This window comes from Allosphingosinicella sp. (assembly GCF_036387215.1).
In the GTDB taxonomy this organism is placed as follows: domain Bacteria; phylum Pseudomonadota; class Alphaproteobacteria; order Sphingomonadales; family Sphingomonadaceae; genus Allosphingosinicella.
Genome location: NZ_DASVUE010000323.1, coordinates 1 through 9,009, shown reverse-complemented (window position 1 = coordinate 9,009; position 9,009 = coordinate 1). Strand labels below are relative to the sequence as shown.

Below are 9,009 nucleotides of genomic sequence, written 5' to 3'. Positions count from 1 at the left end.
TCGCCTCCGGCCTTCCGCGCCCGCGAGGCGGCAAGCGCGCTCGTGATGCCCTTGAGGATCGGGCCCATGATCCGGAGCAGGGTCCAGATCGCGGCGACTCCGATCACTCCGGCGCCGATGAAACGCACCTGCGTCCGCCAGATGGTCGATGCGAACTCCTCCACCGTCCCCGTCTGCGGCACGAGCGCCGTCAGCCACGGCGTTGCAACGCCCCAGCCGATCAGGAGCCCGACGAACATCGCCAGCCCTACCGCCAAGCCTACGAGGTGCCCAGCCCCCAGCAGCGCGAAGGAAAGGCCGCCGGCAACGCCCGTCGCCGAGGCGCCGATCTTGAAGAAGCGGGTGGCCTCCGCGACCGCGAGACGCATGTAGACGAGCGCCGCAAAGCCCGCGGAGACGAGGGTGCTGAGTGCCATCACGCCAAGACCGGCGCGGCTTTCTGCGTCGCCGGCGCGCGAGCCTTCGCCGACTTTCAGCACTTCCGCGGCGGCGCGGCCCTCGGGATAGGGAAGCGGCGCATCCACCACGAGAGCGCGGCGCAGCGGGATCGAGAACATCACGCCGAGAAGGCCGCCAAGGGCAGAGACGAAGGCAGTGGTCCAGAAGGGGAAGCCCTGCCACCAGCCGATCATCACCAGCCCCGGCAGGATGAAGCAGATCGCCGCGAGCGTACCCGCGGCCGAGGCGACCGTCTGGACGATGTTGTTTTCGAGAATGTTGGAGGTGGCGAACAGCCGCAGCACCGCCATCGAGATCACCGCCGCGGGGATCGAGGTCGCGAAGGTCAGGCCGACGCGAAGGCCCATGTAAACGTTCGCCGCCGTGAACAGCAGGGTGATCGCCCCTCCGAGCAGCACGCCGCGTACCGTAAGCTCGGGGAGGCCTTTCAGCCTGTCCCGGGCACCGCCCGTCCCTGCATCCGTCGCCATGCCTTATCTCCCTTTGAACAGACCCCCAAGCAGGCCACGCAGAAGCGAGCCCGCAACTTTATTCACCACCTGGCGCTGCAGGGACTTGCCCACCTGCCGGACCATTTCCTCAGCCATGGGCGGGTTCGCCTTTCGCTCCCGCTCCAGCCGCGCCCGCTCGCGGGCTTCGGCCGCACGCTGGCGCGCCTCCAGCTTCTCGCGCTCGGCCGCCGCTTTGGCTTCTTCCTTCTCGGCCTTCGCTTCGGCAGCGGCGGCGGCGGCCTCGCTCCCGCGCGCCTTCAGGATCTCCTCGGCGCTCTCGCGGTCGACGGTGGTGTCGTACTTGCCGGCGACCGGCGAGGTCGCCTGGATGATGGTCCGCTCCCGATCCGTCAGCGGCCCCAGGCGCGAGCGAGGCGGCTTGATCGAGGTCCGCTCGACGGGCGTCGGCGATCCGTCCTCCTGGAGCACCGAGACGAGTGCCTCGCCAACCTTGAGCTCGGTGATCGCGGTCTCGACGTCCAGCTTCGGATTGAGGCGGAAGGTCTCGGCGGCGGCTCGGATCGCCTTCTGGTCGCGGGGCGTGAAGGCCCGGAGCGCGTGCTGGATGCGGTTGCCGAGCTGCCCCGCCACCTCCTCCGGAATGTCGATCGGGTTCTGGGTGATGAAATAGACGCCGACGCCCTTGGAGCGGATCAGGCGCACCACCTGCTCGATCTTCTCCTGGAGCGCCTTGGGCGCATCGGCGAACAGCAAATGCGCCTCGTCGAAGAAAAAGACGAGCTTCGGCTTGTCGAGATCTCCGACCTCCGGGAGCTCCTCGAACAACTCCGACAGGAGCCAGAGGAGAAAGGTGGCATAGAGCTTCGGGCTCGCCATCAGCTTGTCGGCGGCCAGGATGCTGATGAAGCCGCGGCCCTGCTCGTCCACCTGCAAGAGGTCGGCGATCTCGAGCGCGGGTTCGCCGAAGAAGCGGTCGCCGCCTTGCGATTCGAGCTGGAGCAGCTGGCGCTGGATTGCGCCGACGCTCGGCTTGGTCACATTGCCGTAGCGGCCGGAAAGTTCGCTCGCATTCTCGGAGCAGTGGAGCAGGAGCGCCTGCAGATCCTCCAAGTTGAGGAGCAGCAGCCCCTCTTCGTCCGCAACCCGGAAAGCGATGTTGAGCACGCCTTCCTGGGTCTCGTTGAGGTTCATCAGCCGCGCGAGAAGGAGCGGCCCCATCTCGGAAACGGTGGTGCGGACAGGATGGCCCTGCTCGCCATAAAGATCCCAGAAGATCGCCGGATTGTCTGAATAGGCATAGTCCGCCATCCCGAGCTCGGCCGCGCGGGCGGTGAGCGCGCCGTGCATGCTCGCGGTCGGCGAGCCCGGCATTGCGAGGCCGGCGAGATCTCCCTTCACGTCCGCAACGAAAACGGGAACTCCGACCGCCGAGAAGCTCTCGGCCAGTCCCTGGAGCGTGACGGTCTTGCCCGTGCCGGTGGCGCCGGCGATCAGGCCGTGGCGGTTGGCGCGCTTGAGGATGAGCCGCTGCGGCTGCCCGTTGCCGCCGCCGCCGATGAAGATTCCGGTCCCGTCGTCCACGCCTGCTCCTCTGCCCAGCCTGCCGCACCTATTCCCGAAGGAACGAGGCGCGGCAAGCCGGGCGATGAGGATCAGCGCTTGAGGTCGATGCCGACGTAGATGGGCGGCGTGTTGCCACGGCGGACGAGCAGCAGCACCGACTGGCGTCCAGCGGTCCGCGCAGCTTCGACCGCGGCGGCAGCTTCCTCGGGCGAGCGCGTCGGGCGCTGGTTCACCGAAAGAATGATGTCTCCGGCCTGGATGCCCTTCCCGCCAGCATCGCTGTTCGGATCGACCGACGTCACGACGAGGCCGTTTGCCGGAGCATCCGTCAGTCGGAGCTGGCGGGCGATCTCGGGCGTCAGCGCCTGCACCGTGACGCCGAGGCTGGCGCGGGCGGAGCGCTGGCCGGTGGACTGCTGCTCGGTCGGCTGGTCGCGCAGCTCCGGCTCCGCAGGGATGCCGCTGAGGCGCGCCAGCTCTTCCTCGGTCGGGCGCTCGGCAACGGTGACGGTCACCGACTGACGGCGGCCGCCGCGGATAAGCTGGATCGGAACGCGAGACCCGACCGGCTGCTGCGCAATCAGGTAAGCGAGCGACTCGTCAGGCGTAACCGGACGTCCGGCAACGCTGACGATCACGTCTCCCTGCTGGATGCCCGCGCGCGCCGCTGCGCCGCCCGGAGTTACGCTGCGGATGAGCGTGCCCTGGTCTTTCGGAACGCCGAGCGCAGCCGCCTCACTCTCGCCGAGATCCTGCATGCTGACGCCGATATAGCCGCGCTGCGGGCGCTGGCCTTTGCGGAGCGCGTCGATCACGGGAGCGGCCTGCTCGGCCGGGATCGCAAAGCCGATGCCGACATTGCCGCCGGTCGGCGAGATGAGGGCCGTGTTGATGCCGATCACGTTGCCGTTGATGTCGAACATCGGGCCACCCGAATTGCCCTGGTTGATGGACGCATCGGTCTGGATGTAGCGATCATAGGCGCCGCCGCCCTGGATGCCGCGGTGCACCGCAGAGACGATGCCGGCGGTGACGGTGCTGCCGATCCCGAACGGATTGCCGATCGCCACGACCCAGTCGCCGACGCGGGCGCGGGTCGAATCGCCGAAGCGGACGAACGGCAGATTGGTGGCGTCGATCTTCAGCAGGGCGAGATCCGAAGCCGTGTCGCGGCCGATCAGGCGGGCGCGATATTCCTTGCGATCCGGAAGCGTGACGGTGATCGATTCCACCGTCGCATTGTCGCGGGCCGGCGAGATGACGTGGTTGTTGGTGACCACATAGCCGTCGGGCGAGATGATGAAGCCCGAGCCGAGCGAGCCGCCGCGGCGGGTGACCGGCTGATCGCCGCCCTCGGGGACGGGCGCGCCGAAGCGGCGGAAGAACTCCTCGAAGCCCGGCGGGAGGCTCTGGTTCTGGACCGTGATGCTCTGCTTGGTCGAGATGTTGACCACCGCCGGCTGCAGCCGCGCGGCGAGGTCGGCAAAGCTCATCGGCGCCCCGGCGCGCGGCGGCGCGGCCGAGATCGAGCCCGGCTCGTTCTGCGCGGTCTGGGCGCCGACGGGCCCGACGGTCAGGGTTGCGGCGGTACCGCCGAGAAGCAGCGCGGCGGCAATCCCATAGACGTAACGCACGATCTCTATTCTCCTTCGTATCTTCAGCCCGGACGGGCGGCCCCACCGGGCGAACATTTGTGCTAGGCTATGCTCTGCGGCTGAACGGAGATTGAATGACGATTACATTCGTCATCATCATCTCCGGCCGCGAAATTCGCGCAGATAGTCGTTGCTCGGCGACAGAATGATGCTCGACCGCCCCTGTTCCTTGCCGGAGCCGTTGTCGACGAAGGTTGTCTCGTAGGACTGCATGGCCCGGTAGAAATCGTAGAAATCCGGATCCTTGCCAAAGGCTTCGGCATAGATGCTTGCCGCCTCGGCATCGGCGTCGGCGCGAATGATCTGGGCCTGCTTCGCACCCTGGGCGCGGATCGACCGCGCCTCCTGCTCGCGCGCCGTGCGCATCCGCTGGAAGGCGGAGTTGAGCGGCGTGCCTTCGAGCAGATCCGCCCGCTTGATCCGCACGTCAACGATCTCGGCGCCATATTGCCTGGCGACGCGGTTCAGCGCCTTCTGGATATTCTCCATGATCTGGCTGCGCTCGGCGGTGAGCAACGCCGCGAAAGGCCGGCGGCCCAGTTCATTGCGCAGCGCAGAGCCTAAAATCGGCTTCAGCTGCTCGCTGACCCGTTCTTCGGTGCGGGCCGAGATGAACATCCGCAACGGATCGACAATTCGGTAGCGGGCGAATGCGTCCACCTGGAGCCGCTGCTGGTCCGTCGACTGCACCTGCTGGCGATCCATATCGATCGAGAGGATCCGCTTGTCGATCCAATGGATCTCTTCTGCAAAGGGCCAGCGGGCGATCAGCCCCGCGCCGGTATCGCCGAAAGGCACGTTCGCGCGATACGGATTGATGATCCGTTCCGGCTCTCCGAAGCGGACGATCACCGCCTGCTTCGTCTCGGGGACGACGGACACCGTGCTTCCGATCAGCACGAGGAGAATGATCGCCAGAAAGGCGAGCGCGATCGGGTTGCGGGCGAGGCGCGTCACCGGGCGCCCCCTTCGCTGCTGCGCTTCTGCACTTCGGGCAGGGCCAGATAGGGCGTCACGCCCGGAGCCTCCACCACCGTCTTGTCCACCTTCGAAAGCACTCTTTCCATCGTCTCATAATACATGCGTCGGCGGGTGACCTCGGGCGACAGCTTGTATTGCCCGTAAACCTTATCGAAAGCGGCCGCTTCGCCCTGCGCCTTGGCGGTAAGCTGGAGCGCATAGGCCCGCGCCTGGTTGACGTAGGATTGTGCTTCCTGCTGCGCCGCAGTTACGTCCTTGAATGCATCGGTGACTGCCGCGGGAGGATCCGACTGCTTGATGGCGATGCCCTGGACGCGCACCCCCGCACCATAGTCGTCGAGCAGCTGCTGCATCACCTGCTCCACACGCTGCTCGATCTCGCTTCGGCCGGCGCCGATCGCATCGTCGAGCGAAACGCCGGCGACCACCGCCCGCATCGCGCTTTCGGCGACCTCGCGGATGGTCTCCTCCGGGTTCGCGATCTGGAAAAGATATTGCTCGGGATCCGCGATCGTCCAGCGGATCGAATAAGCAAGATCGATGATATTCTGATCGCCCGTCAGGATCAGGTTCTCGCTGCTGCTGTCGGTGCTGCCGATGTCGATGGTGCGGATTTCCTGCACGTCGACCTTCTGCACGCGGTCGATCGGCCAGGGGAAGGTGAAGCCGATGCCAGGTGCCATCGTCCCGGCATAGCTTCCGAAGCGCGTGACGACGCCGGCCTCCTGCGGCCCGATCCGGTGGATGCTGGTGAATGCCAGCCAGAGCAGTGCCGCAATGCCGAGGCCGTAAAGCCAGTAGGGCCGCCCGTCCTGCCCTGGAAAGCGGCCGCCGAAGCGCTCGCGGCTTTTCTTGAGGATCTCGTCCAGCGAGGCGACGTTGCCGGAGCCGCCGGGCCGGGGGCGCTTGGGCGGACCGCCCCAGGGATTGCGCGGACCGCCTCCGCCCCCATCGCCTCCGCCGCCCCATGGGCCGCCGCGATTTTCGTTCATCATGGCGCCGAGACGCGCGCCCCACCCGGAAATCCTGCTCATGGAACCTTTATAGGTGGGCACAGGCCGGAAAAACAGTGGCATCCCCCGGCGAGACGCCTATCGCGGCGCGCATGAGCGAGGATGGCCAGACGATTATCACGGCGCTGCAAACCGTTGCGGGCGCGGCCGGGCGGGTTTCAGGTGCGCGGCAGACAGGCGGCGTCGCGAGCCTGATCCTCGACGTGACCGGCCTGTCGGCACCCGCACGGGCGGAGCTGGAACACAATGTCCGGGAGGCGCTGGGCCGCTTGCCGGGCATTGCCGACGTCCGCATCGCGATGACGGCCGATAAGGTGGAGCGGACGATTATCGCCGTTGGCAGCGGCAAGGGCGGTGTGGGCAAGTCCACCCTCTCCGCGAACCTTGCGGTCGCTCTTGCGCGTGCGGGCCGGGCAGTTGGGTTAGTCGATGCCGACGTCTACGGGCCGTCGCAAACCCGCATCCTCGGCAACAGCGACCGGCCCCAGATGGTCGACAAGCAGCTCGTTCCGGTCGAGGCGCACGGCATCCGGATGCTCTCGCTCGGGCAGATGGTGGAGCAGGGAAGCGCGCTTGCTTGGCGCGGGCCGATGGCCGCGAGCGCTCTCGGCCAGCTGATTGAGGGCGACTGGGGCGACACGGAGATCCTCGTGATCGACCTTCCGCCGGGCACGGGCGACATCCAGTTGTCGCTGATCCAGAAATGGAAGCCGGCGGGCGCGGTGATCGTTTCGACGCCGCAGGACCTCGCCCTCATCGATGCCACCCGCGCGATCGACCTGTTCCGGAAGATGAACGTGCCGATCTTCGGCCTCATTGAGAACATGTCCGGCTATGCCTGCCCGCATTGCGGCGAGATATCGGACCCGTTCGGAGCGGGCGGCGCCGAGGCGGCGGCGAAAGTGATGGGAATACCGTTCCTCGGCCGCGTCCCGCTGACGCTCAACATCCGCCGCGCGTCGGACGAAGGGAGGCCCCCCGCGGCGGGAGCGGGCGAGGAGGCGGAAGCCTTCGCCCGAATCGCGCAGCGCCTCAGCGAAGAGATGAACCCGAACCGGGGCTGATTGTTACACCTCCGACAGGAGGAGATCATGCCGCTTACCCGCGACGAGGACATTGCCGAGCTTCTGCGCACCACCCGCACGATCGCAATGATCGGCGCATCGGACCGGCCCGACCGGCCCTCCTACGGCGTGATGCGCTACCTTCAGAGCCGCGGCTACCGGGTGATACCGGTCAATCCGCAGATCACCGGTGAGCATGTTCACGGCGAATATGTCTGGCGCGAGCTCAGCCAGATCGGCGAGCCGATCGATATGGTCGACATCTTCCGCCGCCCACAGGCTGCCGGCGAAGCGGTGGACGAAGCGATCGCGGCGGGCGCGAAGTCGGTCTGGCTCCAGATCGGAGTGGTCAACCACGAGGCGGCGGCCCGAGCCGAAGCGGCAGGGCTGAAGGTGGTGATGGACCGCTGCCCCAAGATCGACATCCCCCGCCTGGGCGTACCGCCGGTCAGCGATTCCTAAACGAGAGCCAGCGCCCGCTGCCGGAACCGCTCGGCCGCAGCTGCATGGATGGCCGGCGGAGCGACCAGCACTCCGAACGCCTCGGCGGACGGCGTGTTGAAGGCGAAGGGTTGGCCGAACGCTCCGGTGACGGTGGCGCCGGCTTCGGCTGCGATCAGCACCGCGGCGGCGATATCCCATTCGAAGCCCCAGCGGGTGGTGGCCAGCAGATCGGCCTCCCCCGCGGCGACCATTGCGATGCGGAGCGCGATCGAATTCGGCTTCGGCACCAGCACCAGATCGGCCCCATCCGCCGGGAGCTGGTCGGCCGGCATCCGCGCGCCTGCGAGGCTGGAGCGCCCGCTGACGCGCAGTCGCTCGCCGTTGCGCCACGCTCCCTCACCCTTTGCAGCGCTCCACAATTCGCCTCGCATCGGGGCAAAGAGGACGCCGATCACGGGCGTCCGGTCCTCCACCAGAGCCACTGACACGGACCAGCCGGGCCGCCCGCGCAGATAGTCGCGGGTGCCGTCGATCGGATCCACGACCCACAGCCGCCGCCGCTCCGTACGATCAGAGGCATCGGCGGTCTCCTCCGACAGCCATCCTGCCTCCGGATCGAGCGCAGTGAGATGCTCTTGCAGAAAGGCGTTTACCTCCAGGTCCACCTCGCAGACCGGCTGGCCCGGCACCTTCTCCCAGCGCTGGTAATCGGTCGCAACGCGCGCGGCCGCGATCCGTCCCGCTTCCTCGGTGATCCGCGCGATGTCCTCAAGCACCGGCGACCGTCATTCCCTCGACCCGCAGGGTGGGCACATTGGTGGCGCGGCGCTGCTCGAGATCGTTCGCGGCTACGAGCGTCCTGAACATCTCGATGAGATTACCGGCAATAGTGATCTCGGCCACCGGACCCGCAATCCGCCCGTTCTCGATAATGAAGCCGGAAGCGCCGCGGCTATAGTCGCCGGTCACCTGATTGACCCCTTGCCCGATCAGCTCGACCACATAGAGGCCGCGCTTGATGTCGCCGATCAGTTCGTCGCGGCTGACGGAGCCGGGCAGAAGATCGACATCAGTGGCGCTCGCCCCCGGAGGGCCGCCGACGCCTCGCGAGGCGTGGCCGGTCGGTTCCAGCCCGAGCTGCCGCGCCGACGCGCTGTCGAGCATCCAGCCGGTGACTCGGCCGTTGGCGACGAGGTCCCGCGGCTGCGTCGCAACGCCTTCCCCGTCGAACGGCTTTGAGCGCAGGCCGCGCCTCTTGTGCGGGTCCTCGCGGATCGTGATCCCCTGAGGGAAGATCAGATCGTCCTCCCGCCCGAGCAGGAAGCTGGTCTTGCGGGCGATCGCCGCCCCGGTGATCGCGCCGAGCAAATGGCCGACG

The 9,009-nt window shown here is 67.4% G+C and carries 9 protein-coding genes; 2 read left to right on the top strand and 7 right to left on the bottom strand.

Going from position 1 to position 9,009, the window contains the following annotated elements; genetic code table 11:
• The 5 genes from VF662_RS13185 to hflK form a co-directional block, all read right to left on the bottom strand.
• Positions 1-929: OPT family oligopeptide transporter (locus VF662_RS13185; protein ID WP_464142021.1), on the bottom strand; the 929-nt coding region annotated here is incomplete at its 3' end.
• 3 nt (positions 930-932) lie between these two features.
• Complete coding sequence (locus VF662_RS13180) at positions 933-2,492, bottom strand: helicase HerA-like domain-containing protein (RefSeq protein ID WP_464142018.1); 1,560 nt, start codon at positions 2,490-2,492, stop codon at positions 933-935.
• A 71-nt stretch (positions 2,493-2,563) separates the two neighbouring features.
• The gene (locus VF662_RS13175) at positions 2,564-4,108 is read right to left on the bottom strand and encodes a Do family serine endopeptidase (RefSeq protein WP_464142013.1); all 1,545 of its coding nucleotides are present in this window, start codon (positions 4,106-4,108) and stop codon (positions 2,564-2,566) included.
• Positions 4,109-4,225: 117 nt separating this feature from the next.
• Positions 4,226-5,086, bottom strand: a complete 861-nt coding sequence (hflC, locus tag VF662_RS13170; protein ID WP_464142009.1) for a protease modulator HflC — start codon at positions 5,084-5,086, stop codon at positions 4,226-4,228.
• Complete coding sequence (gene hflK, locus VF662_RS13165; RefSeq protein ID WP_464142007.1) at positions 5,083-6,144, bottom strand: FtsH protease activity modulator HflK; 1,062 nt, start codon at positions 6,142-6,144, stop codon at positions 5,083-5,085. Before hflK ends, hflC begins: the two co-directional genes overlap by 4 nt.
• Before the next feature lie 71 nt (positions 6,145-6,215).
• On the opposite strand from hflK, the gene VF662_RS13160 reads away from it, so the two are divergent.
• On the top strand, positions 6,216-7,187 hold the full coding sequence (locus VF662_RS13160; RefSeq protein WP_464142003.1) for an Mrp/NBP35 family ATP-binding protein: 972 nt from the start codon (positions 6,216-6,218) through the stop codon (positions 7,185-7,187).
• 27 nt (positions 7,188-7,214) lie between these two features.
• Complete coding sequence (locus tag VF662_RS13155; RefSeq protein WP_464142001.1) at positions 7,215-7,649, top strand: CoA-binding protein; 435 nt, start codon at positions 7,215-7,217, stop codon at positions 7,647-7,649.
• Here the strand turns inward: VF662_RS13155 and VF662_RS13150 are convergent.
• Complete coding sequence (locus tag VF662_RS13150) at positions 7,646-8,407, bottom strand: 3'(2'),5'-bisphosphate nucleotidase CysQ (RefSeq protein ID WP_464141998.1); 762 nt, start codon at positions 8,405-8,407, stop codon at positions 7,646-7,648. The genes VF662_RS13155 and VF662_RS13150 overlap by 4 nt on opposite strands.
• Positions 8,400-9,009 (bottom strand): metallopeptidase TldD-related protein (locus VF662_RS13145; protein WP_464141996.1); only part of this gene is annotated, 610 nt, incomplete at its 5' end. The genes VF662_RS13145 and VF662_RS13150, both read right to left, overlap by 8 nt.

Excerpts from the sequence above, each read along its gene's own strand:
- hflK (WP_464142007.1), bottom strand. The coding sequence starts at position 6,144 with ATGAGCAGGATTTCCGGGTGGGGCGCGCGTCTCGGCGCCATGATGAAC.
- VF662_RS13160 (WP_464142003.1), top strand. The coding sequence starts at position 6,216 with ATGAGCGAGGATGGCCAGACGATTATCACGGCGCTGCAAACCGTTGCG.
- VF662_RS13155 (WP_464142001.1), top strand. The coding sequence starts at position 7,215 with ATGCCGCTTACCCGCGACGAGGACATTGCCGAGCTTCTGCGCACCACC.